Source organism: Streptomyces sp. NPDC028907 (assembly GCF_055564995.1).
In genome coordinates, this window is the sequence record NZ_JBVHVE010000009.1 from 74,997 (window position 1) to 97,978 (window position 22,982).

The 22,982-nt window shown below is 69.7% G+C and carries 17 protein-coding genes and 2 pseudogenes; 9 read left to right on the forward strand and 10 right to left on the reverse strand.

Annotation, left to right across the window (positions count from 1 at the left end; genetic code table 11):
* Positions 1-4: 4 nt before the first annotated feature.
* Positions 5-187: pseudogene (locus ACZ4UU_RS26895) on the forward strand (cellulose binding domain-containing protein); the annotation flags it as partial.
* A 153-nt stretch (positions 188-340) separates the two neighbouring features.
* On the opposite strand, the gene ACZ4UU_RS26900 reads toward ACZ4UU_RS26895, so the two are convergent.
* From ACZ4UU_RS26900 to ACZ4UU_RS26915, 4 genes are read right to left on the reverse strand one after another with little or no spacing between them, the layout of a single operon-like run.
* A complete protein-coding gene (locus ACZ4UU_RS26900) occupies positions 341-2,116 on the reverse strand; it encodes a cellulase family glycosylhydrolase (protein ID WP_471905921.1) in 1,776 nt (591 codons plus the stop codon).
* A gap of 55 nt (positions 2,117-2,171) precedes the next feature.
* Positions 2,172-3,689 carry a glycoside hydrolase family 43 protein gene (locus tag ACZ4UU_RS26905; protein ID WP_471905922.1) on the reverse strand — a complete coding sequence of 506 codons (1,518 nt, stop codon included), beginning with the start codon at positions 3,687-3,689 and terminating at the stop codon, positions 2,172-2,174.
* A gap of 40 nt (positions 3,690-3,729) precedes the next feature.
* Positions 3,730-5,862 (reverse strand): alpha-galactosidase, encoded by a 2,133-nt coding sequence (locus ACZ4UU_RS26910; RefSeq protein WP_471905923.1) that lies wholly within the window; start codon positions 5,860-5,862, stop codon positions 3,730-3,732.
* Positions 5,863-5,878: 16 nt separating this feature from the next.
* On the reverse strand, positions 5,879-6,943 hold the full coding sequence (locus ACZ4UU_RS26915; RefSeq protein ID WP_471905924.1) for a beta-galactosidase: 1,065 nt from the start codon (positions 6,941-6,943) through the stop codon (positions 5,879-5,881).
* 855 nt (positions 6,944-7,798) lie between these two features.
* Here ACZ4UU_RS26915 and ACZ4UU_RS26920 point away from each other — a divergent pair.
* From ACZ4UU_RS26920 to ACZ4UU_RS26945, 6 genes and pseudogenes are all read left to right on the forward strand, one after another.
* Entirely contained in the window at positions 7,799-8,203 is a 405-nt protein-coding gene (locus ACZ4UU_RS26920) for a hypothetical protein (RefSeq protein WP_471905925.1), read from the forward strand.
* Between the two features lie 68 nt (positions 8,204-8,271).
* Positions 8,272-9,318, forward strand: a complete 1,047-nt coding sequence (locus tag ACZ4UU_RS26925) for a LacI family DNA-binding transcriptional regulator (protein ID WP_471905926.1) — start codon at positions 8,272-8,274, stop codon at positions 9,316-9,318.
* A gap of 188 nt (positions 9,319-9,506) precedes the next feature.
* Positions 9,507-9,680: pseudogene (locus tag ACZ4UU_RS26930) on the forward strand (pirin family protein); the annotation flags it as partial.
* Between the two features lie 776 nt (positions 9,681-10,456).
* Positions 10,457-11,413: an acyl-ACP desaturase gene (locus ACZ4UU_RS26935; protein WP_471905927.1), complete on the forward strand. Its 957-nt coding sequence runs from the start codon at positions 10,457-10,459 to the stop codon at positions 11,411-11,413.
* Positions 11,414-11,677: 264 nt separating this feature from the next.
* Positions 11,678-12,739 (forward strand): NAD-dependent epimerase/dehydratase family protein, encoded by a 1,062-nt coding sequence (locus ACZ4UU_RS26940; protein WP_471905928.1) that lies wholly within the window; start codon positions 11,678-11,680, stop codon positions 12,737-12,739.
* Entirely contained in the window at positions 12,732-13,523 is a 792-nt protein-coding gene (locus ACZ4UU_RS26945; RefSeq protein ID WP_471905929.1) for a methyltransferase, read from the forward strand. The genes ACZ4UU_RS26940 and ACZ4UU_RS26945 overlap by 8 nt, the downstream gene beginning before the upstream one ends.
* Before the next feature lie 84 nt (positions 13,524-13,607).
* On the opposite strand, the gene ACZ4UU_RS26950 is transcribed toward ACZ4UU_RS26945, so the two are convergent.
* From ACZ4UU_RS26950 to ACZ4UU_RS26965, 4 genes are read right to left on the reverse strand one after another with little or no spacing between them, the layout of a single operon-like run.
* A complete protein-coding gene (locus ACZ4UU_RS26950; RefSeq protein WP_471905930.1) occupies positions 13,608-14,834 on the reverse strand; it encodes a beta-ketoacyl-[acyl-carrier-protein] synthase family protein in 1,227 nt (408 codons plus the stop codon).
* Complete coding sequence (locus ACZ4UU_RS26955; protein WP_471905931.1) at positions 14,831-15,103, reverse strand: acyl carrier protein; 273 nt, start codon at positions 15,101-15,103, stop codon at positions 14,831-14,833. The genes ACZ4UU_RS26950 and ACZ4UU_RS26955 overlap by 4 nt, the downstream gene beginning before the upstream one ends.
* Entirely contained in the window at positions 15,087-16,316 is a 1,230-nt protein-coding gene (locus ACZ4UU_RS26960) for a hypothetical protein (RefSeq protein ID WP_471905932.1), read from the reverse strand. The genes ACZ4UU_RS26955 and ACZ4UU_RS26960 overlap by 17 nt, the downstream gene beginning before the upstream one ends.
* Entirely contained in the window at positions 16,304-17,398 is a 1,095-nt protein-coding gene (locus tag ACZ4UU_RS26965) for an aminotransferase class I/II-fold pyridoxal phosphate-dependent enzyme (RefSeq protein WP_471905933.1), read from the reverse strand. The genes ACZ4UU_RS26960 and ACZ4UU_RS26965 overlap by 13 nt, the downstream gene beginning before the upstream one ends.
* Before the next feature lie 444 nt (positions 17,399-17,842).
* On the opposite strand from ACZ4UU_RS26965, the gene ACZ4UU_RS26970 reads away from it, so the two are divergent.
* Positions 17,843-18,685, forward strand: coding sequence for a phosphatase PAP2 family protein (locus ACZ4UU_RS26970; protein ID WP_471905934.1), 843 nt, complete (start codon positions 17,843-17,845; stop codon positions 18,683-18,685).
* A 17-nt stretch (positions 18,686-18,702) separates the two neighbouring features.
* Here ACZ4UU_RS26970 and ACZ4UU_RS26975 read toward each other — a convergent pair whose 3' ends face one another.
* Complete coding sequence (locus tag ACZ4UU_RS26975) at positions 18,703-20,847, reverse strand: MMPL family transporter (RefSeq protein WP_471905935.1); 2,145 nt, start codon at positions 20,845-20,847, stop codon at positions 18,703-18,705.
* A gap of 877 nt (positions 20,848-21,724) precedes the next feature.
* On the opposite strand from ACZ4UU_RS26975, the gene ACZ4UU_RS26980 reads away from it, so the two are divergent.
* The gene (locus ACZ4UU_RS26980) at positions 21,725-22,144 is read left to right on the forward strand and encodes a hypothetical protein (RefSeq protein ID WP_471905936.1); all 420 of its coding nucleotides are present in this window, start codon (positions 21,725-21,727) and stop codon (positions 22,142-22,144) included.
* Between the two features lie 319 nt (positions 22,145-22,463).
* On the opposite strand, the gene ACZ4UU_RS26985 is transcribed toward ACZ4UU_RS26980, so the two are convergent.
* A complete protein-coding gene (locus ACZ4UU_RS26985; protein WP_471905937.1) occupies positions 22,464-22,760 on the reverse strand; it encodes an ATP-binding protein in 297 nt (98 codons plus the stop codon).
* Positions 22,761-22,982 lie beyond the last annotated feature (222 nt).

A 22,982-nucleotide genomic window follows, 5' to 3' on the forward strand; every position in this document is an offset into this window, starting at 1 on the left:
TTTCAAGGCGGACCTGTGCGTCGACACGACACAGCGCTTCGGCACGGGCTTCAGCTACGGCGGCGCCATGTCGTACGCGCTCGCGTGCTCCCGGGCGACGGTCTTCCGCGCGGTCGCGGTCCTGGGCGGCGGACAGCTCAGCGGATGCGGCGGCGACACCCAGCCGCTCGCCTACCTCGGCGTGCACGCCTCAGGGACAGGTCGACATCGGATTCCAGGCAGCCCGCACCGGCAATTTGGCGCCCCCCGAGCTCCTATCCGGGAGAGCCGCCGGCTGTTCGGCCCACCCGCCCGGCGCGGCGAAGGCGCCGCGCCGGGTGCCCTGGAATCCGAAAGTCGGTCAGGACGCGGGTGTGACGCGAGTGCCGGTGACCGAGTCTCCGGACTTCTTGACGTGATACATGAGCTTTTCGCCGCTGTAGAAGTGGAAGGTCAGTGTCACCGGTTCGCCGTCGCGCAGCGCGTCCAGGAACTCGGGGGTCAGGATGATCGTGTTGTTCGGGTAGTCCGGTTTGAAGGACTTGTTGAACTCCTGGTACGGAGTCCAGTCGGTCTGGCCGGCGTTGCTGCCGTCGCCGTACCTGGCCTCCATGGTTGCCAGCACGTCACCCTTGTACTGGGTGGGGATGGTGAACGCGTCGGTCGTGCCCGTGGCGTCGGACAGCACCGGTTCGTCGGAGGTGACCACCTCGATCTGCCAGGGCAGTCCGCGGGAGAACCGGGCCTGGAGCGTGGCGTTCACTCCGTACTCGCGGTCGCCCGTCAGCCGGGTCAGTGTGCCGGCCGTGAGGACGAGCCGCGTCTTGTCCCACAGGGTGTAGTCGCGTCCCTCGACGAGCTCCGTCTTGCCGTGCCACAGCCCCCGGAACTTGGTCCCGTTCAGATTCAGGGTGACCCCCTTGGCCGTGATCGGTTCCGACTTGGGCACGAAGACCTTGTCGAAGGAGGCCGTTCCCGAACGGGTGGTCCAGCTGGACTTGATCCAGGCGATCAGGGCCGGGTCCGTCCACTTCAGGGTCTCCCGGTTCAGGTAGGCCCAGGTTCCGGGGTCCCACAGCGCGGTGGTGACTCCGGCGAGGCGTGCCGCGTGTCCGAAGTGCTCGTAGTACTTCAGCGCCTCGCCCCGCTCGACACGGGCAGGATGGTTGTGGTCGGGGTAGCCGAGCAGGCCGTACTCACCGAGGTAGACGGGGATGTCCCTGGCGACGAAGGTGTCGCGCATGCGGGTGAAGGCGTCGTTGAGGTCGTTGCGGGCGACCTCGTCGTAGTGGGTCCCGCCCGCGATGTTGACGCTGAACGGATACCAGCTGTAGTAGTGCACGGTGGCGATCAGATGGCGGTCGTTCAGCGACTTGATCGTGGTGTGCAGGTCGTCCATGAATGTCTGGGAGGGCGTGCACCCGTCCGTGGGCAGCACGAGCAGGCGGTCGGTGTTCCCGCCGCCCGAGGAGCGGACGATCTTGTGGAACGAGGTGTTCAGCTCGTGCAGGAGCTCGGCCTTCCGCTCGGCCGTGGCGTTCTCGAACTGCGGCTCGTTGACGCTCTCGAAGAGCAGGGTGCGCGGCTCGTCGCGGAACGTTCTGGAGATCTGGGCCCAGGTGGAGTTGAAGCGGGCCAGCACTCCTTCGTGGTCGGCGGGCATCTTCTTGATCCACTGCCAGGAGTCGTGGTGGACGTTGAGCACGACGTACAGGCCCTCGTCGAGCGCCCAGTCGACGACCTCCTTGACGCGGCTCATGTAAGTGGCGTCGACGGTGTAGGGGGCGGTGGCGGACTGGTGGTCGGACCAGGTCACCGGGATCCGGACGCTGCGGAAACCCTCCCCGCGGATGGTGGTGAACAGGTCCCGGGTGACCTTCGGGTTGCCCCAGTTCTCCTCGTGGGGAATGGCGTCCAGGGTGTTGCCCAGGTTCCAGCTGGGCTGCATCGCCGCGACGGCGTCCATGGCGCGGGCCGGAACTCTGATGGCGGACCGTGTCGGCTCTGCCGTGTCGTCGGGCGCGGCGGTCGATGTGCCGCCGGCCAGACCCAGCATGACGGCGAGGACCAGGAACAGGGAGGCCAGGCGGCTGGGGCCGCGGCTGTGGCGGTGCGCGGGTTGCCGTAGGTCATGCATGTGTGGGCCCTTTCGGTTGGTCGTGCCCTTCGGTCGGTCGTGCCGTTCGGTCGGTTCAGCCTTCGAGGGGCTCGTAGTCGAACCAGTCGAAGTGGACGGTGCCTTCGGCGGCGTACACGCCGATGACGCGGCCGGTGAAGCCGCCGGCGACCTCGGTCGACACGTAGCGGCCGTCGAGGGCCGCGAGCTCGGTGAACGTGCCGTCGGGTTCTTCGATGCCGAGGGAGACGACATCGGGACCGGTGCAGGGTCCGTGCGGAGGCGGTGGGTCCGTGATCGTGATGGCGAGGACCAGTGGCCCGGCGGGTACGGAGTGTTCGGCCACGACCGTGCGCAGCGAGCCGACGCGCGCGATCACCCGTACCTCCGTACCGGACGCCTCGATCGCGTAGTGGTGCCGTTCGTCCAGCCGGACGGCGAGGCCGCCGCGCCCCTGCTCCGGGTCGACCAGAGTGCGGGCCCGGCAGGTGAGGTGCTGCTGGCGGCGGCCGGTGAACACCACGTCGGTCTCGTCCAGGGAGCCGCCCCGCGCGCGGAGCGTCAGCCATCCCGGGCGCTCCTTGGTGGTGCAGAGCTCGGCGGGGCGGTCCCGCACGGAGATCCAGGCCGGCCCGAGTTCGCTGTGCTCGAAGTCCTCGCGCGGTTCCTCGGCGGGAGCGGGGACGGGGGACAGCGGCCAGGGGAGAGCGGACAGGTCCAAGGCGACCTCGCCGACGTCCGGCCAGCCGTCCTCCCAGATCACCGGAGCCAGGAAGGTCTCCCGGCCCAGCACATGCCAGCCGGGCGTGCCGCCGCGCGGCCGTACGCCGAGGAAGACCATCCACCAGGAGCCGTCGGGGCCCTGGACCAGGTCCGCGTGCCCGGTGTTCTGCACGGGGTGGTCGGTGCCGCGGTGGGTGAGGATCGGGTTGGCCGGGCACGGCTCGAACGGGCCGGTCGGCGTGAGGCCGCGGGCGATCGACACGCCGTGGCCGCGCTCGGTGCCGCCCTCGGCGATCAGCAGGTACCAGTAGTCGCCTATCCGGTACAGGTGCGGCGCCTCCGGGGCCTTCGCGCCGGGGCCGCCGGACCAGAGCCTGTGCGGTGTCCCGTACGTCTCGCCGGTGGACGGGTCGAGGCGGACCTGCGAGACTCCCGCGACCGTGCTCCAGCAGGTGCCGTCCTCGTCCCAGGCCAGGTCGGGATCGATGCCGGGGACGCCTGGTGCCGGGATCGGATCCGACCATGGTCCGGCCGGGTCGGTGGCCGTGACGATCAAGTTGCCGCCGCCCTCGCTGCAGTTGGTGACGATCAACCAGAAACGGCCGTCGTGATGGCGCAGGGTGGGGGCGTAGATGCCGCCCGATGACGGCATGGAAGCCGGCAGGCGCAACTGCTCAGGCCGGTCCAGTGCGTTGCCGATCTGCCGCCAGTGCACCAGGTCACGGCTGTGGAAGAGGGGTACTCCGGGGAAGTACTCGAAGCTGGAGCAGGCGAGGTAGTAGTCGTCGCCGACCCGGCAGATGCTGGGGTCGGGATGGAACCCTGGGAGCACGGGGTTGGCGGCGCGGGCGGGCTGGTTCTGGGCGGGCACCCTGGTCGTCCTTTCGTCGGGCGGTCGGCAGGGCCGGCGCTCAGGGAGCGTCCGGCTCCGTGCGGGTGATGCGGAGCAGCGCCGCGGAGGGCGCGGTGGGCAGGGTCACGGTGAGGTCGGCCGTGTCCGGGTTCCAGGCGGCAACGGCCTGACTTGCGACGGGGTACAGCACCTCGACACGGGCCGCGCCGCCGTCCGCCCGTTCGGGCAGCCGGAGGGTGGTGGCCGCAGCGCCTGTGCGGCGCCAGACGGTGAGATAGGTGGTGGCGGGCGTCCGCAGGGCGAGAGCGATCCACGGGTCGTCCCAAGCGGGAAGGCCGAGCGGCCAGGAGGGCACGGCCCGGGGCAGGTCGGCGCGGATGGCCTTGTATACGGTGATCGCCTCGTGGACCAGGGCGCGGGCCTCGGGCCCGAGCTCGGGCAGGCGGCCGGAGAGGTGGATGCGGCCGAGGAGGGCGCCGGCCATGGTGAAGGCGACCTCGTCGAGGGAGTCCTCCGGTTGCGGGTAGGCCCAGACGGCGCCCTGCTCGGGAGTGACGGCGGTGGGCGCCGAGGCTGCGATGGGCGGGTAGAGGTGGAGGTTCTGCTGGTCGCTGGTGGACTGCAACTGCAGCCGGGACAGCAGGGCGTGGTCCCAGCGCATGCCGCCGGAGGCGCAGTTCTCCACCACCAGGTGCGGGTACCGGTCGAGGACGCCGTCGAGCCAGTCGAGGTGCGCCCGGTTGTGGCCGAGCAGTCCGGTGCCCGGGGTCTCGCCGGGGTGGGCGCTGGTGCCGGCGCCGGGGTCGATGTTGTGGTCGAGCTTGAGATAGCCGACGCCCCATTCGCCGACCAGGCGGTCCACGACCTGGTCCAGGTGGGCCCGGGCGGCGGAGTGGCGCAGGTCCAGGTGGTGCCGGCCGGTCTCCGTGACGCGGACGCCGTCGCGGCGGAAGAACGCCTCCTCGGGCAGGGACTTGGCCACGGGACTGTGGACGCCGACGACTTCCGGCTCCAGCCACAGGCCGGGCACCATGCCGCGTTCACGGATGCGGTCCAGCACCTCGTGGATCCCCTTCTCGCCGGGGAAGCGGGAGGCGGCCGGTTCCCAGGCGCCGACGCTGGTCCACCAGCCGTCACTGTCGTCGTACCAGCCCGCGTCGATGACGAAGTACTCGGCGCCGGCCTCGGCCGCCGCGTCGATCAGCGGCAGCAGCTTGTCGGTGCTGGGGTCTCCCATCAGGCAGTTCATGTAGTCGTTGAAGACGACGGGCAGACTTCGGTGGTCGGGATGCGGGCGGCGGTGGGCGCGCCGGTAGCGGGTCAGCGCGGCGAACGCGGCGTCGGGGCCGCCGTCGGAGCTGAAGGACAGAGCCACGGGTACGGTGCGGAACGCGGCGCCGGGTTCCAGGTGGTGCCGCCAGCCGTGGTGGGTGTCGGTGGGACCGAACAGTGCCACGTAGGCGGCCCGGTCGTGCTCTTGGCACTCCCAGCGCCAGCCTCCACCGTTGTGCTCGATCTGCCACACCCAGGTGCGGCCGGTGCGCCGGTCCGTCAGGCCGCCCATGGGCAGGTGTCCACAGCTGGACCAGGTGCCCCGTCCGGCCAGTTCGAAGCCGGCCTTGCCGTGCCCGTACTTCACGCGTCCGCTGTGGGCGGGTATGGCCCGGCGCATCGGCTGTCGCTGCCAGCGGCATTCGGCGAGCCAGTCGTTGTCCGCCCACAGCAGGTCGGCGGCGTCGAGGGCCGCCGTGTCCTGCGGGGTGAGGCAGCCCACCGCGAGCGAGCTGACCGACTCCAGGTGCACTGTGGTCCGGCCTTCGTTGCGCAGGGTCACTTCGCTGCGCAGCACGGGGATGCCGTCCGGCGACCGGTAGGTCACCTCCGCGACCAGCCCGGATTCCGGGTCCTGCAGGTGCACGGTCAGCGTGTGCCAGTCACCGTCGCGGGCCGCGCGGTGGGACCGGTGCCGCAGCCGCCCGCCGAGAGCGGTCCCGATCAGGCGGCTGCCCGACCAGTCGCGGCCGTGACCCGCGGCCGTCACCTCCACCAGAGGCAGGGAGGCGCCGGGTGCGCTGCCCGCTTCGCCGGGCGGTCCGAGATGCGTCAGGCGAGCGCTGCCGTCGTCGCCGAGGGCGAACTCCAGATGCAGGGCCTCGTGGCCCCAGCGCAAGCCACGCTGTTCGTTCTCCATGGTGTCCTTTCCCAGGTCAGTGACCGCGCAGGACCGCGCAGCCGCCGGGCGGCAGTTCGTGGGCCGTGGTGCTGGTGAGCAGGTCGTGGACGGGCTCCGGCAGGGGCACGGTGTCCGTGGTGTGGTTGATGAGGACGTCCCAGCGGCGGCCGTCGGCGGCCCGCCGGGTCACGGCTTCGACACCGGCGGGCAGGCCGGGTACGTCCCGTTCGACACCGGCTTCCTTCAGCAGGCGGCCGACGAGAGCGCCGTAGTCGGCTTCGTCCAGACGGGTGGAGACATACCAGCCCTGGCCGGGCTGAAGCGATGCCGGGTGAGCGCGGGGCTGTCCGAGAGCATTCCGTGGGCGTAGGCGGCGACGGTCTCCGCGCCCTCGGCGCGCAGGGACTCGCTCCAGACCGTGCCCTGCGTTCCGTCCGACAGAGCGATCCGTTCGTCCGTCCGCGGAGGCCGGTGCTCCTCGACGCGAATGCCCAACGCCTCGCGCAGCGGCCGCGTAACCGCCGAGCCGGGCGTGCATGAGGCCGTCGACGTATCCGGTGGCGTGCTGGACGAGGAGCGTCCCGCCGCCCTCGACGTAACGGCACAGATTCTTAGCGCCCTTGCCGGACAGCAGGAACAGGGACGGGGCGATGACCAGCCGGTAGCGGCTCAACTCGTGCTCGGGGTGGGCGAAGTCGACCGTGACACCCGCGTCCCGCAGCGCGCGGTGCGCCTCGGCGAGCGGTGCGTGGCAGTCGAGGCGGGCGGAGGGCAGGCAGTCCACTTCGAGCGCCCACATGCCGTCCGGGTCGTCGAGTACGGCCACCTGCGCGGTGACCGTCGACCCCGCCAACTCGCCGAGCCGGGCGACCGCCTCCCCGGTCCGCGTGACCTCGCGGAAGATACGGCTGTCGGGGCCCGCGTGCGGGAGCATCGCCGCGTGCCAGGTCTCGGCGCCGGCCCGGGACTGCCGCCACTGGAAGAACAGGGCGCCCTCCGAGCCGCGCGCGATGTGGCCGAGACTGTGGCGCGGGATCTCCCCGGGCCCCTTGCCGATCACCTGCTCGCCGTCGTAGACGGTGCTGGTGCCCTGCTCCATCACGCTCTGCTGTCATTGACGCTCCTTGGCGGAGAGAGCCGCGTTGCACTGCCCTGTCGGGCAGTCGGATCCGGTCGCGGACTGCCCTGTTCGTGCACATCCGACTCGTCCCGCCCCTGGGCGGTCAGCCGTCGGAGCACCGTGGTGCCGGGGCGGTCGGCGAAGATGCCGGTCAGGGTCGAGGCGGTGGCTTCGTACGCGTCCTGGCAGGGTTGGTGCAGGAAGGGCACCCGCCGCTGTGCGGCGCGCTCGCCGCCACGCGCCGCACTCCCTCGGGGCCTTCGTCGGTCACGAGCAGGACGTCGTAGCCTGCCGCCGGTTCTCGCCAGGTCCGGGTGCCGGGATCCGGCCAGCCTGCCGACATGGAGCCGGCTGTTCCACCAGGTCGGTAGCCGCACCCAGTCGGACGGACGCTTCGCCGCGCTCATCGTCGGGATGGTCGTGTGGTAGTCGTCGCGGCGCCGACGGCGGTGAGCTCCGCGGATCTGCGGTCCACAGAGGTACTCATGGCGATCAGTGACCCTTCTGTCACGCGGCGAACTCTGACAGGGAGACAGAGTCTCCAGCACGAATCGATGCGCTTCGACGAGCGTTAACGCTAACTCTGGGTTCCGCCCCCGACAAGTGGTCGGACGCGACTCCTCTTTCTTCTGCGTCACACCAGGTGCCGACCTGTCCAGTCATCAGCGTTACCCGATATACGGGCAGTTGAGGCGGACTGGGCGACGGCGCGATGATCGCTTGCTGATTGACAGTCGTTGACTGCATGTCGTTTTCGAAGCGCTTCGACAACCGTGCTGCCGCCACGCCTTGCGGACCGTTGGCGGAAGCCGTCCGGGGTACTCCGAGGACCCGATGCGCACCGCGCGGCTCGCCGAGGCGTACCGCCGCGGCCGGGCCGGGGACCACCCGAAGTCATTGCGCACCGCCACCGGCGCGACGGCCGCCTACGACCTGGTGAACGGGCTCCCCTGCGACGTCACTCCGTTGATCGAGGCGGAGCTGCGGCGCTGGGCGGAGCCAACGGGCAACGAACTCCCCGTGGGCAGCGAAGCCGAGGCGCAGTCCCATCTGGCCGACCTGGAGCCCCGCTTCGCCCACCACGCCGAGTCCCACGCCGCCGCGCCGCGGGCCGGGATCGACAGCTTCACCGACCGCGGATACATCGAAGGTGGCGTGCCTCTGCCCGGATGGTCGGCGCGCCGGCGCCCGGACGACCTGGAGCAGGCGATGGCCGTCATGTCGACAGGGCTAACCTGATCTGTCAGGCCTGATCTCATGGACGACAGGCTTGACCGCATGGATGAGATGACACCCGCGGGAGTGTGATGGACCCGACCGCCGATACCCAGGCGCGTCCGGTGGTGCTCAGCGACCTCGCCGAACGCCTCGGCGTCTCGACGATGACGGTGTCCCGGGCGCTCAATGACCAGCCCGGGGTCGGCGCGGTGACGCGCAGCAGGGTTCTGGCGCTGGCAGCCGAACTCGGGTATCGCCCCAATGCCTCGGCGCGCGCTCTGGTGACCGGTCGCAATTCGGTGGTGGGGATGATCGGTTCTGACATCCCCTACCACGGCCCCGGCTCCGTCCTTGACGGGGTGGGACAGGCCGCCCGACGACTCGGCTATTCGCTCCGTTTGGCGACATTGAACTCCAGCGACAGGGAATCTCCGGGCGAGCTGACGGAACAGCTGGTCAGTGAGGGCGTCGCCGGTCTGATCATCGCCGCCCCGCACCGGTGGACGGCGCTGGCGCTCAAGCGTGTGCCGCCACAGATGCCGACCGTCGCCATTGACGTCGAGCGCGCGCAGCGGCTCGCACCGGTCGTCGGGTTGGCGCAGGCTCCGGGCGCCAGGGCAGTGACCGAACACCTGCTCGCTCTCGGTCATGGAAGGGTCTGGCACCTTGCCGGGCCGGCCGACTGGGACTCCTCACACCTGCGCGAGCGAGGCTGGCGGGAAGCCCACACCAACGCCGGGCTCACACCGCCGCGGGTGATGAGGGGCGACTGGACTGCTCGTTCCGGCTACGAACTCGGCCGACGGCTCGCAGCGCGACCGGAGGTGACAGCCGTCTTCGCCGCCAACGACCAGATGGCCATCGGCGCCCTGCGCGCCCTGCGCGAAGCGGGCCGGGACGTGCCCGGTGACGTCAGCCTCGTCGGGTACGACGACATACCCGAAGCTGCCTACCTCTGGCCGCCGCTGACCACGGTACGCCAGGACTTCGGCGCAGCGGGCCGCCAATCCCTCGACCTGCTGGTGTCCCAGATGAGAGGAGCACTGCGCAACCCGCAAGTCACCCTCATCGACACTGAACTCGTCGTCCGGGAAAGCTCCGCGCCACCACCACCGGCACGGCCGGGCGCCGGTTGAGTGGCGGCACAGCGGGCGGCGACGCGATGAGGCATGGCGGGGGCTCGTCGTGCATCGGCCCGGTCCGGCGCGCCGCCGCAGCGGTTCGGCTCGGCGAAGCGACGGATCCTGGCGCTGTTCGCATCGTCTTGGGTCGCGAACCCGCGGATGCCCGCACTCCTTGTCGCTGCCGTGCGTAAAAGCGGGCAGAGTCAGCTACGTTCCGCAACTGGATCGGGCGATCTCAGGAAGAGATCGCACAGGCCCGTCAGGACTGGACGGAAGGCTCCCGGCTCGGAGAAGTGAAGGGGTACGACGGGGCTCCACTGCCCACACCCGAACTGCCGCCGGCACCGTTGAAACCGCGGGGAAGGGTGCGCTGACCTGAAGGAATTCCTGAAGTCACGCGGTTGGCGAGCGGGAAGCGGTCGGGCCCTGCTGCCCGCTCTTGGATCGCTGGCGGGAGCGCGGCAAAGCGGGTGTCGGAAGTGGTTCCGGGTGGTGAACGATTCCACGGTGTGGCTGTCTGTGGGCGGCTGTGGCAGGACGTTTTGCTGACCTGACACTGACTTTGGGAGTGGGTGTGGTCTCGCCTGGACGGAGGCGCGAGGCCCTCTCCGTGTGACGTTGTAGGGAGATGACGAGACTGCGCGATTGCCGTAGGGCGCTTCTCGAATGGACCGGTCAGTCTCCGAAGAGAAATAGGTCGCGAGACAACTCAAAGGCTTCCTGGATGTCAGGCGGCCAGAATGTGCATGATCACGTGCTGTGAGACAAGGGCGTCTGCGTGGGATCACCTCAAAGAGGCAAACCGTCGATCATGTTGTCCGCCTGTTGGTGGGCTACCGAGTGCGCATTGTCGGGGCACTGCGGTTCCCGCAGGTGAGGGCCCCGGGGAAGAGTCATTCGTCTGGGTGGTGATCGGGGCCTGAGCGGCCTTCGTTGCGCTGAACGGGGGATGCGCCCTCTAGCGTGCAGGCGTGACGACTTCCTACGGCGCCGCAGGTATCACGAGGCAGTCCGTCGGCTGACGCCTCGGTCACAGGGAGGCGGATCCAGCCCCGCCTGCCGGTCGACCAGTCCAGCCCCGAGCTCGAGGAGCCAGGACGGCTCTGCGATCAGCCCGAGACGGCGCCCAGCAACCCTCCAGGAGATCACTATGACTGACACCGTCCCAGTGACGAGTGACCACGAGCCTGGCTGGCTCATTGACTTGGAACCCGTTGTCGAGCAGTTGCTCGGCCGACACCTGCGCACTGCGCGGGAGTGGTTCCCGCATCAGTATGTGCCGTGGGGGCAAGGGCGGGACTTCGACGGCCCGCTTGACGGCATTCCCTGGCAGGAAGCCCACTCGGCACTGTCGCCCACCGCGCGGTCGGTCCTGATGCTCAGCATCCTCACCGAAGACAATCTTCCGTCCTATTTCCAAAGCCTGGGGTCGATCGGGCAGGCTCCGGCCTGGCGTGAATGGGCGCACCGGTGGGCGGCTGAGGAGGACCGGCACGCCACGGTCATGCGTGCGTACGCCCACGCCACCCGGGCACTCGACCCGGTGGTCCTGGAGCGTCTGCGCATGCAGCACATGGCGACCGTGGCACCGGAACGGCCGACACAGGAGGAGGGGCTGGCCTATGTGATGGTGCAAGAACTGGCGACCCGGGTGGCCCACCGCGCCACGGCAGCCAACTGCGGCGAGCCCGTCTGCGAGCGTCTCTTCACCAGAGTCGCCCAGGACGAGAACCTTCACATGCTGTTCTATCGCGACCTGTTCCGCGCACTTCTCGACTTCAGACCAGAAGCCGCGATGAACGCCCTGTCGCGCACCGTGCGGCACTTTGCCATGCCGGCGCGGAACCTTCCCGAGGTCGCGAGGCTGTCCAACGAGGTGGCTGCCGCAGGCTGGTACGACCTGAAGACTTACCGGGACGATGTTCTGAAGCCGCTCCTGCGATCGCTGGGCGTCATGGACCGCCCGAACCTCAGCTCGTCCGCCGAGCAGGCCAGAGAGCGCATTGCCTCGATGATGACGTTTCTGGATCGCACTGTCCGCCGTATGGAAGACCGCAGGGCAGCCGTGGACGAGGCGCGCCCTGACAGCCGAACTCCCTCGGTCTAGCGGCGTGTTCGGCAAGGCGCATGTACCAGTTGTCCGAACCGACCTGACGCGTGACGGCATCTCTGGTCCGGTGTCGTGTCCTGCTTCGGCCTCACTGGTGTGTTTCCACGTGGTGGGTTGTGGGTGCCATGCGGGCTGTGTGAGGCGCCTTCGGTGATCCTGGCTGGTCAGGACCCATGGATGGTGTCATTCGTCTGGGTGGAGATTGCGCTATAAGAAGCCTTTATTGCGCTGAATGGGGGATGTGCCCTCTAGCGTGCAGGCGTGACGATCTCGATCAACCCACCTTGCGAGGCAGAGCGGCCATTCGTGCGGCCGGACATGAGCGGAATATGCGTAGCGGTCACGGGGGCCACGGGGTTCGTTGGCCGACACCTGTGCCGGCGGATCGTTGAGTGCGGCGGCCGAGTCCAAGCACTGGTGCGGCCGCAGTCCGATCGCCGGGTGCTGGACGGCTGTCCGGTCGATTTTGCCGTGGCGGATCTGCTCACAGGCTCAGGGGTCGCGGGGGCGGTCTCGGACGCGGATGTGGTGATGCACCTGGCGGCGGCGGTACGGGCCGGATCACATGCCGGCTTCCGACTGGCCAACACGGTGGCAACGGGTGTGCTGGCAGGCGTTCTGGCGACGTCGGGAGCGCCGCCGCGGCTGGTCGTGTGCTCGTCGCTGGCGGCTGCTGGTCCGGTCCTCGGTCAGGGGCGGGCGCGGCGTGAGGAGGACCCGCCCTGCCCGGTGTCGTCGTACGGGGCCAGCAAGCTGGCCGGGGAGCGGGAGGCGCGGCGCTTCGCAGAGCGAGTGCCGACCGTCATCGTGCGCCCGCCGATCGTGTATGGGCCGGGTGATGTGGCGTTCGTACCGCATCTGGCTGCGACGGCCCGGTCGCGGGTGGCGGTGCGGCCAGGCCCGGCGGCCCGTGTCTACTCGGTGCTGTACGTGGACGATCTGTGCGACGCGCTGATCGCCGCGGGCCTGCAGGGGCGTACCGCCGGTCCCGATGAGCCCCACAGCGGTGTCTATCACCTGTGCGACGGCGTTGAGTACACCCTGGCTGACCTGGTGCGGACGGCTGGTGCGCTGCTGGGCGGCGGCAGGCCGCTGGTGCTGCCCGTGCCGTCGGCCGTGGTGCGGGCGGCCGGTGTGCTGAGCGAGGCGGTCGGACGGTTGCGGGGCGAGGTGCCGGTGTTCAACCGGGACAAGGCACGCGAGGCGGTGGCCGGGTCATGGACCGCCAGTTCGGACCGTGCGTACAGGGATTTCGGGTTCCGGGCCCGGGTGGGGCTCGAGGACGGACTGCGAGAGGCTTTCAAGGAGATGCTCCATGGCTGAGACCACCGAGCTGGCGCCGGCACCTGCGGGCGCGCCGTCGCTTCACGCGGCACGGAGAGGGCTGGGGCGGCTGGCGGTCGCGGTCATCGGTATGTCCGGGCTGCGCGTGGACCAGCCCGAACGCCGTGTGCTGCGCACCGCGGTGTGGGCGTGTGTGGTGGCTGCCGGGTTCGCGGCGGAGGAGCAGTTCCGCACAGCTGCGGGCAGCGGTGCGGTGCGATGGGCAGCGGTCGGGTACGCGGTGGTGATCGCGGTCCTGTACTACGGCGGCCTGATCGCTGTGCTGGACACGGCGGTTGCCCGCCGCTTCACCCATGCCGTCGGTGAGGCGCGGGCGGTGGGAAGGTTCGACTTCGTGCTGGGGCTGCTGTTTCTGCAGCAAGGCTTGTGCCAGGGGTTGCTGATGGCGGCCTTCCCCGGCCAGTTGCCCGAGGTGGGCGTCGACGGTCTGTGGGTGGTGCTGGGCGTGGTGCTGGGCATCGTGGGCTTCGGCACCAAGCTGTGGGCGACCTGGCTGACCGGCCTGAACACCTACTACTGCCGGGACATGTTCCTGGGCCGGGCCACCGCGTCGGACGGCTACGTCGTCCGCGGGCCCTACCGCTGGCTGCGTAACCCGATGTACGGGGTGGGCAATCTGCATGGCTACGGCGTGGCGCTGTGCTACCGGTCGGTGGCAGGACTGGTGTGCGTGGCCGTGTTCCAGGTACTGATCTACGTCTTCTACTTCGTGCGGGAGAAGCCGTTCATCGTCCGCACCTACCTCGGCGGCACCGCCGCCTGAAACACGTTGTGGGGCCGCCCCGCTGGCCGGGGCGGCCCCACAACGATTTTTCCCCTCTGGTGTGGACCAGACTGCGGTCGCGAGTCAGGGGGCCCGCAGGATGAGTGCGGCGTTGGCTCCGCCGAATCCGCTCGCCGTGGTCAGCACGGTACGCACCCGCGCGGACCTGGGGGCCTTGCGGACGATGTCGAGGTCGATGGCGTCGTCTTGATGGTCGAGGTTGGCTGTGGGTGGGATGGCCTGATGCTTGAGGGTGAGCAGGGCGCTGGCGGCCTGGATGGCGGCTGCCGCCCCCAGAGCGTGTCCGAGCGAGCCTTTCAGAGCCGTGACGGGCGGAGGCGCGGCGGAGAAGATGCTGTTCAGAGCGCGTGCTTCGGCGATGTCTCCGGCCGGAGTCGAGGTCGCGTGGGCACTGGCGTGATCGATGTCGGCCGGCGTCATGCGCGCATCGGACAGGGCTGTCCTGACGGCCTGTTGCAGGCCACCTCCATCGGGGTGCGGGTTGACAGGGTGGTGGGCGTCGGCAGAGGCGCCGTAGCCGGCGAGGATGCCTTGCAAGACGGCACCGCGGGCGCGGGCATGGTCGAGGTTCTCGAGCACCAGGACGGCGGCACCTTCGCCCAGGACGAAGCCGTCGCGGTCACGGTCGAAGGGGCGGGAGGCCCCGGCTGGATCGTGCAGGCGGGTGGACAGCGCCCCCATGCGGGCAAAGCTGATGGCAGTGACAGGGGAGCGGCCGGATTCCGCGCCGCCGGCCAGCACGATGTCGCAGGTACCTGAGCGGATGAGGTCACGAGCGACGCCGATGGCGTGGCCGCCGGAGGCGCAGGCACTGGTGACGGTGAAATTGGGGCCGCGGTAGTCAAGGTGAGCGGCAATCTCTCCGGCCGCCATGCTGGGCAGGATCCGCGGCAGGAACAACGGGGACACCAAGTGGTGTTCACCGTTCCGGAGACGGTCGCAGAGCTTGTCCATGCCAGTGAAACTGTTGGAGGCGACCCCCAGGACGACGCCGATGCGGGTGAGGTCAGCCGTCGTTGGTGTGAGGCCGGCGTCTGAGGCGGCCTCTTGGGCGGCGGCCAGCGCGAAGTGGGTGAAGGCATCGGTACGCCGCACCGTCCGCCGTGGTAGGTGATCGCAGGCGTCGAATTCACGAACGGGGCAGGAGAGGTCCACCGGCAGCCCTGTCAGGACCGGATCGTGGGCGGAGCTGAAGGACTGTCCTGAACACAGGCCCTGCCAGGTCGCGTTGGCGCCGACGCCGGCTGGCGTGATCATTCCGATGCCGGTGACGGCGACATCGCGGGTCACTGCGCGGCCGTGGTGGACGGGGTGGCCGCAGCGTTCGAGGATTGCTCGGCCAGTGCTTGCACGAGGTCGGCGATTGTGGAGTCCTGTGTGAGGTCCAGGTTGTCCGCCAGGTCGATTCCGTGGCGCTCTGCGAGGACGACGGCGAATTCGACCAGGAGCAGGGAGTCCATTTCGATGTCCAGCAGCGTGGTCTGCGGGGTGATTTGTTTCTCGTCCGTCCCGGTGACTTCGGCGAGGATCGAGATCACGGTGTCATGCGTGAGCGGCACGGGCAGCCTCCTGTGCAGTGTGGGTGAGAGCGGTCAGACATGAGCACGGTTCGCTGTGTCGCACGCAGCGCGCGTACAGGCGGTGGCGTTTGTGGACCGTGGCGCCGAGGGCGGCCAGCGGCTTGTTGGCGGCCTGGTTGTCCTCCAGGACCCAGGACACGTCGACCTCGTTCCAGCCGCGCGTGAGGGCGCTGGCCACCGCGTCGGCGACCAGGACGAATGTGGCTCCTTGGGCACGGCTGCCTTCGCGGACTCCCAGCGCCATCACGCGGCCCCGGGTGATGGCGCGTTGGCCCCGCCACACGCGCCAGGCTCCGACCGGCCAGCCATGACGGGTCAGGTGCCCCCGGGCGCACGCCAGCGCCTGGTTGAAATCGGGCAGCAGGATGCTGAAGCCGACGGGGGTTCCCTCGTGCTCGACGATGCGGACGCCCGATAGGGCGAGCAGCCGGATCTGTCGAGCCAGGTAGGTGAACTCCGCGTCGGTCGCCGGTGTGAAGCCCCAGTTGTCCTGCCAGGAGGCGTGATACAGCTCCCGCACGAGGTCGGACTCGCTGCGGAAGCGGCGCCGGTCTGCTGCTCGCACCGTCAGGCCGCGCTTGCGCCGCAGCATGTCACCGTAGCCGGCCCACTGCTTGAGCTTGGGGTTGGTCGGGGACAGCCGCCACGACAGCAGGTCCTTGACCGGGGTGAAGCCGCCCGCGGTGAACAGGTCCGAGTAGTAAGGAGGGTTGTAGGGCATGCCGATGCGGGGGGCGTCGTCGAAGCCGTCGACCAGCAGTCCGCACTCGTGGTGCATGTTCGGGTTCATCGGGCCCGTCACGGTCTGCACGTCCCGCTCCCGCAGCCAGGCAACCGCCTGTTCCCACAGGGCGCGGGCCACGGCAGGGTCTTCGGTGCACTCGAAGAAGCCCACGCAGCCCTGGCGTTGGCTGGCCGGGCCGTCCGGGCCGATGATGGTCGCGACCCGGCCCACAGGTACCCGGCCGCGGCGAGCCAGGAAGTAGCCGACGTCGCTCTGGCGCAGGTAGGGGTTGCGGCGCGGGTTGAGGAAGCGGCGCCGTTCCACTTCCAGCGGGGCGACCCAGTGCGGGTGCGCCCGGTACAGCTGGTAGGGCAGCCTGATGAAGTCATCCATGTCGGCGCGGCTGCGGACCGTCACGATGTCGGCAGCGCCTTGCGGGGGCCGGGGAGCGCGCATCAGGCGGGACATGGGATCGGCTCCGCTGTCACGCCAGTCGTGCCGACGGCCGGCAGGAGTTGGCCCACGACCTCCAGGATGTGGTCGATGTGTGCTTCAGTGTGGGCTGCGGTGACGGACAGCCGCAGCAGGGACTGTCCCGTCGGGGCGGCCGGCGGCACGAACGGTGCAGCGAACACACCGGCCTCCAGCATCGCCCGCCATGTGTGCAGGCACTGGTCGGCGTCGCCGGCCGGAAGCGTGACGATGGGGCTGGCCCAGTTGGGACGTGCGTATCCCAGCTCGGCCAGTCCGTCGTGCAGACGGCCGGCCAGGCGTGCCAGGACGGCGCGCTGTTCGGGCTCGTCCCGGATGATGCGCAGCGCGGTGAGCGCCGCTGCGGCGATCGGTGGTGGCATGGACGCCGAGTACATGGTGGCCCGTCCGACCAAGCGGCAGTACTCGATGAGTTCGGTGCTGCCGGCGATGTATCCGCCACCGGCCCCGAACGCCTTGGAGAAGGTCCCGGACAGTACGTCAATGTGCTGCTCGCAGCCGAGGTGCTCACCGGCTCCGCGCCCCGACGGTCCCAGGATGCCGATGTCGTGAGCCCCGTCGACGATGAGCATCCCCTCATGACGTCCGGCGAGATCGGCGATCTCCGGCAGTACGGCCAGCTCCCCGCCCAGCGAGAACGCTCCCTCGGTCAGGACCACCGGCGACAGGCCTTGTCCCGAAGCCTCCTCCAGCAGCCGCGCCAGGTGGCGGGGGGTGTTGTGCCGGAACCGGCGGTACTTGGCAAGGCCGAGCCGCAACGCATCGACGAGAGAGGCATGGATGTGCCGGTCCGCGATGACCGCACGGTCCCCGCCGAAAAGACAGGCCAGGGTGAGATTGGCCTGGTATCCCGTGGTGGCCAGCAGCACCGCTGGCCGGTGCAGGAAGTCCGCCAGTTCCTCAGCCAGTTGCGCGTGCACCGACCAGGTGCCGATCACTACGGGGGACCCCGAGCAGGAGGCGCCCAGCTCGCGCGCCGCAGCAGCCGCCGCCTCGCGTACTCGTGGATCCGCCGCCAGGCCCAGATAGTCACCGGAGGCCGCGTTGATCGCACGCATGCCCTCGACGAAGACTTCTCCCGGACCCGGCTGCCCCGTGATCCGGCGGAAATACGGATAACCACCCGTTAGCCGCGCCCTGTTGAGGGCGGCCAAGGTAGCGGCCGGCCCACTCACATCTGACATCGCTTACCTGCCCTGTCACGGTGTGCACTCCAAGATCGCGGCAACCGTAGCCCATTGGAGTCATGTGATGACAAGCTGTAATTGTGAGTGCCTCCTATCCGGAAACCTGACACTCAACGCAAGGACATACCAGGTCCCTTGACCACATCTGATCAGCGGAAACCGTCCCAGTGCCGAGGGCCTCACCAGGCGTCGGCACCCGCCCGCGCCGTGCGGGGAGGGCCCTCCATCCCCGCACAGCTATCACCCGTTCGGATCACATCGCGTCTCGTCCGCCACCCCCGCCCTCACCCTGCAGGCAGGCCCCTGCTGAGGGCCGTGGAGAAGGTGACCCTCGGGTACCTCTTCTTCGCTGCCACGGCAGTCGTCCTGAGTCGCGAGGCGGTACCGCACGCCGCGTGGCTGACGGGGACCTACGCGGTCCTGACCGGGTTCGTCCTCGGCTGCGCCGCGGCACACCGCCACTGGGCATCGCCGGCCCTGGCACACGTGCGCGCGCTGTACCCGCTGGCCTGCGCGCCGCTGCTGTTCTCCGCGTCCGGCCCCCAGTCGCTCGCCCTGCATGGCCGCCTGCTCGACGACACCATGCTGGCCTGGGAACAGCACCTGTTCGGCGCCTATCCCAACCTCCTGCTCGGCGCCCTCGCCTCCCGCCCCCTCACCGAGGTGCTCAGCCTCAGCTACAGCTCCTACTACCTGTACTTCGTGCTGCCCCCGGCCTACTTCCTCGCCAAAGGCATGCACCAGGCCCTGCACCGCTACGTCCTCGTCCTGTGCCTCGCCCTCTACCTGTGCTTCCTCGGCTTCATGCTGCTGCCCCTCGCCGGCCCCATCGCCGCGCTCGCCCCGGCGTTCACCCCCGGCCAGTTGCACGGCTACCTTGCCCAGCCCCTCCAGGCGCAACTGATGGCGAGCGCCGACCCACCCGGCACCTGCTTCCCCTCCTCCCACGTCGCAGGCGCCTGGGCAGCGGCGCTCTCGGTACGGGCCGCCCCCGTACCGCGCCCCGCGAAACGGCTGATGATCGCGGCCACCGTGCTGCTCACCGTGTCCGTGGTGTACTGCCGCTACCACTACGTCCTCGACGCTGCCGCGGGAATGGCCACCGCGGGACTGGCTCTCGCCCTCACCAGGTGGCTCACCCGCCACGACAGCAACTGACCGCTGCACCGCGGAGTTCAGCGAGCCGCAGACGCCTTCGTGGAAGTCTCAGCCACCATGTCCTGCCCCTGCTGCGGGGCATCGGCTCCCCGCGGGGCAGATCGTTTGACCCATGCCGGGGCCCACCAGTTGGCCCGCCCGGTCAGCTGCATGAAGGCCGGCACCAGGATGCCGCGCACGAGCGTGGCATCGATCAGGACCGCCACCCCCAGTCCCACGCCCATCATCTTCAGTGTCGTGATGGCGGAACTCGCCAGTCCGGCCATGCTGATCGCGAAGACTCCGGCAGCCACGGTGATGAGCCGGCCCGTGCGGGAGATGCCCTCGACGACCGCCTCCCGGTGATCCCCACCGGCGTCGTAGTGCTCCTTGACCCGGGCCAGCAGAAAGACCTCGTAGTCCAGCGACAGCGCGAACGCGATCGCACACAGCAGCGGCGGAATCGTCATGTCCAAGAAACCCGTGGTGGTGAAGTCCCCTACCAGCCACCGCAGATGGCCCTCCTGGAAGATGTAGACCATGCTGCCCAGGCTGGCCGTCAGGCTCAGCGCGGCCATCGCGACGGCCTTCAGCGGAATCAGCACCGACCTGGTGTACAGCAGCAGCGCGGCGAGCGTCGCGGCCGCCATGAGAAGTACGGCCCAGGGCACCCCGTCGGCCAGAGCTGTCTTCGCATCGACATGCCGGGCGGGCGAACCCCCCACCCAGTGCGGTCCGGGCGCGCGCAGCTCCCGCACCCGCTCCACCAGGCGTGCAGCCGCCGTCGACTGCGGATCCAGCCCCGTCGATGCCTTCAGCCACACTGCCTTCGCCCCATCCGGAACCGCCTGGACGACTGCGGTGCGATGGCGGTCGTGGTAGCGGCCCGTCGGGGCGGTGACCTGGACGACGCCGGGCACCGCACTGATGCGCCGCGCGTAGTCGTCCACCTTGCGGTCATCGGGCACCGGGGCCAGCACGACGATGAGCTCGCGGTCGGGCTGGGCAGGGAAATCGGCGCGGAGGCGTTCGGTGAACTCCCGGGCCTGTGAACCGGCGGGGAGCGCACGTTCGTCGGCGAAGCCCCACTGGGCCTGACCGAACGGCCACACCAGCGCGGCCATCAGCACCGCGCAGCAGACCGCCCACGGCCACGGTGCCCGGGTCACCCACCGGGCGAGCCGCCGCCAGGCAGGACTCGACGCCGCCCGGCGGTGCCCGATCCGGGAACCCAGCATCGCCAGCAGCGCCGGCAGCAGGACGACACTCGCCGTCGCCGCCAGCAGCACCACCGCGATCCCCGCCACGGCCATCGACCGCAGCCACGGGAACGGGAACACCCACAGCGCGGAGAACGCCAGTGCCACGACGCCGGCAGATACGAGCACGCTGCGCCCCGCAGCCCGGGCCGCCTCAACCGCGGCATCCGGCACCGCCAGCCCTCGCGCACCTTCCTCACGGAAGCGAGTCACCACCAGCAACGCATAGTCCACGGCCAGCCCGAAGCCCAGAGCGGTCGCGATGTTCAGCGACATCGCCGACACCTCCATCACACCACCCAGCAGACGCAGGAACGCCCACGCCCCCGCCACCGCCAATGCCCCCACCAGCAGCGGAAACAGCGCCGCAAGCCACGATCCGAAAGCGAGGACCAGGCACCCGAAGACGACCGGTGCGATCACCAATTCCGCCCGCACCAGGTCCCGTTCACCCAGTTCCGCCGCCTGGATCCCGCCCCAGATCCGGCCGCCCGGCGACACCCGCAGCACGCCCTGGCGACCCGTCACCCGGGGCACGAGCCGCGACGCGGCGCGCGCCTGCGCCGCCTCGTCACCCTTCAGCGCGACACCGATCAGCGCCGACCGTCCATCGTGCGCTCGCATCGCGGGCGAACGAGACGTCCAGTACGACTCCACCGCGGTCACTCCCGGCTGAGCAGCAACCCGCCGTGCCAGCGCCGCCCCGTCCGAACGCGCCTGAGCCGAGTCGACCGACTCCTCCGACCGGACCCGCAGTACCAGCCCCGGGTCAGCCCCCCTGAACTTCCGCAACAGCGCATCAGCATGCGCGGACTCCGTTCCCACGGAGTTGAATCCCCCCGTCGACAGGGCAGCCGTGGCGCCAAGCGCGGCCACACACACCACAGCCACAGCGCACAGCACCGCCGCCCACACGGTGCGCATCGGAGCCCTGACACTGCGACAGGCCAGTCGGCACAGCAATCCGCTTCTGCCGGCACCCACGCCCGCCTCCGGTCCGCCCCGCTCCGCTTCACGGCCAGTCGGTGCACGATCGTCCCGTGGCTTGCAAGTACCACGGCCATCGCGCGCGGAACTGATCGTCACGAGAGTCCCCCTGCGTCGGCGGGGGCTGGATGCACGGCAGCAGGAGCGATCAAAATGGCGGCTGTAGCGCCAACGGTGCGGGGCAGACACACGAGCGGGGTTCCCCTCGAAGATCACGGACAGGTCGGCGATCTTCGTATCGAGCGTCCCCTCTTGCAGTACGAGGATTGGCCGCCGCCTCACCCACTTGGGCGGTAATTCACATCATCGACAGGGATGGTTCGACCGGCTTTGACTAGGCTCGTACCTCGCCGTCAGCGGCGACAGGACCCTGCGTTGACACGGGGCCCATGGCGCCCAATTCAGCCGGGAGACCCCGCGTGCACCGGCAGCCTGAGCACTCGAAGCAAGGACGCTGTGACGACCCGAGTGCTACGGCCGATGCGCAGCACGCGACATGGGAAATCCCCGCGACGAACCAACTCGTAGCCCTTCGCTCGGGAAAACCCAAGTGCCCTGGAAGCGTCCTGGACGCTCCCCGTTCCGCTCCAGGTGGCGCTGCTCGGGGCAGTCGATTTGATTGAAACTGTGGGAGACATCTGGGCCTACCAGCGATGGAGGGTACGTGGGCCCCGGCGTCTCTCGCAGTCGGCCTCACCCAAGTCGTGACACGACTCGGCCGCCGGGGCATCAGTGAGCGAGCGGTCGCGCTGCGTATCTCGAAAGACCCGCAGCGCGACCGGGACCTATACCTCGGGGGCTGGAGCTGATCCCTGTGGCTGACGAAGACACGGTGATGCTCACCCCGCAGGCGCGCCGGGCCTGGCGTACTCATGCGCACGCCACCGGTCAGACGACCGCCGTCCGGCGAAGCAAGAATGTGCGCGCCATCGTCGAGCAGCTCGCCCACCTCGCGGCCAGCTTCAAGCAACGGCGCGCCGCTCAGCTCGTCCTCGAGGAAGGGGAGCGGACCGGGCGGATCGACGTGAACAGACTCATGTCCGTCCTCACGGAGTTGTCCTCGCCCTGGCCAGCCCAGCCCGGCGTGCCGATGATCGTACGGGCCCATCACCGTCCAGCACCACATCGCGATGTGGAAGGCCAGACGACAGACGATCCGCCGTCTTCGGCACGAGGAGGTCGACGAACCCGAGCCCGACCGGGTGTGCGCCGCCCATCGGTCGATGTGGGCTGACCACGAGGCCCAACGGTCCGTCGTGGCGGCTGGCGGCGCCGAAGAGTCCGCGTCGTACTTCGCTCGCCCGTCGCAAACTGGCGCGCTGGCGGCCCCGCCTACGCCCGACGCGGCCCCACGCCTGCTGCTGCAGGCTGGCCTATGGTGCGTTGACGGTCCGCAGGACATGCGATGCGCGGATGGATCTGGATCGTGGAGCGCTGCAGCGAGCGCGGGCGCCGGGATGGTAGATCCCCTGCAGCTCCGATGCTGACATTTTGGTGTGGCCACACTCGGCACCCTGTACCTCGCGCCTCGCGGCGTCGCGCACGGGTCGGACCTACGCCGCCGACGCTGTCCCCTCGTTCTCGGGACTGGTGTCGTCCCGAGCGGGCGTCGGCGGTCTGGTCAGCTCGAACCAGACCGACTTGCCCCGGCCGCCGGGGGAGTTGCCCCAGGATGTGGCAAGGGCATCGACGATGAGCAGTCCCCGGCCGTGTTCCGACTCGTTGTCCGTCTCTCCGGATGCGAACACGGGCGCTGGAACCGGTGGCCGCGGATCGGAGTCGCGGACGTCCACGCGCAGCCGGTCGGGGTACTCGCGGAGCCGGACCTCGACCTCGCTGTCGGCGTGCACCAGGCATACGGGAACGGCATGGCCGGGCGGACACCGCGGGGTGTCTCACCCCGGACACGGACACATTGGCGGCCGGTGCGATAGGCGACGGCTCCGGCGTATCGGTCGTCGTCGACCGGGTGGCGGTCCGCCACGGTGAAGACCGACAGAGGGCCCCCCACCACGACGACATTGGCCAGCGTCCGACCGTCCCGCAGAGGGACCATGGCGGTGGCCGTGGTC

Coding starts and splice junctions, on each gene's coding strand:
- ACZ4UU_RS26910 (WP_471905923.1), bottom strand. CDS start 5,862: ATGGAGAACGAACAGCGTGGCTTGCGCTGGGGCCACGAGGCCCTGCAT.
- ACZ4UU_RS26945 (WP_471905929.1), top strand. CDS start 12,732: ATGGCTGAGACCACCGAGCTGGCGCCGGCACCTGCGGGCGCGCCGTCG.
- ACZ4UU_RS26960 (WP_471905932.1), bottom strand. CDS start 16,316: ATGTCCCGCCTGATGCGCGCTCCCCGGCCCCCGCAAGGCGCTGCCGAC.
- ACZ4UU_RS26935 (WP_471905927.1), top strand. CDS start 10,457: ATGACTGACACCGTCCCAGTGACGAGTGACCACGAGCCTGGCTGGCTC.
- ACZ4UU_RS26925 (WP_471905926.1), top strand. CDS start 8,272: ATGGACCCGACCGCCGATACCCAGGCGCGTCCGGTGGTGCTCAGCGAC.
- ACZ4UU_RS26975 (WP_471905935.1), bottom strand. CDS start 20,847: ATGCGCACCGTGTGGGCGGCGGTGCTGTGCGCTGTGGCTGTGGTGTGT.
- ACZ4UU_RS26965 (WP_471905933.1), bottom strand. CDS start 17,398: ATGCGTGCGATCAACGCGGCCTCCGGTGACTATCTGGGCCTGGCGGCG.
- ACZ4UU_RS26900 (WP_471905921.1), bottom strand. CDS start 2,116: ATGCATGACCTACGGCAACCCGCGCACCGCCACAGCCGCGGCCCCAGC.
- ACZ4UU_RS26915 (WP_471905924.1), bottom strand. CDS start 6,943: ATGGAGCAGGGCACCAGCACCGTCTACGACGGCGAGCAGGTGATCGGC.
- ACZ4UU_RS26920 (WP_471905925.1), top strand. CDS start 7,799: ATGCGCACCGCGCGGCTCGCCGAGGCGTACCGCCGCGGCCGGGCCGGG.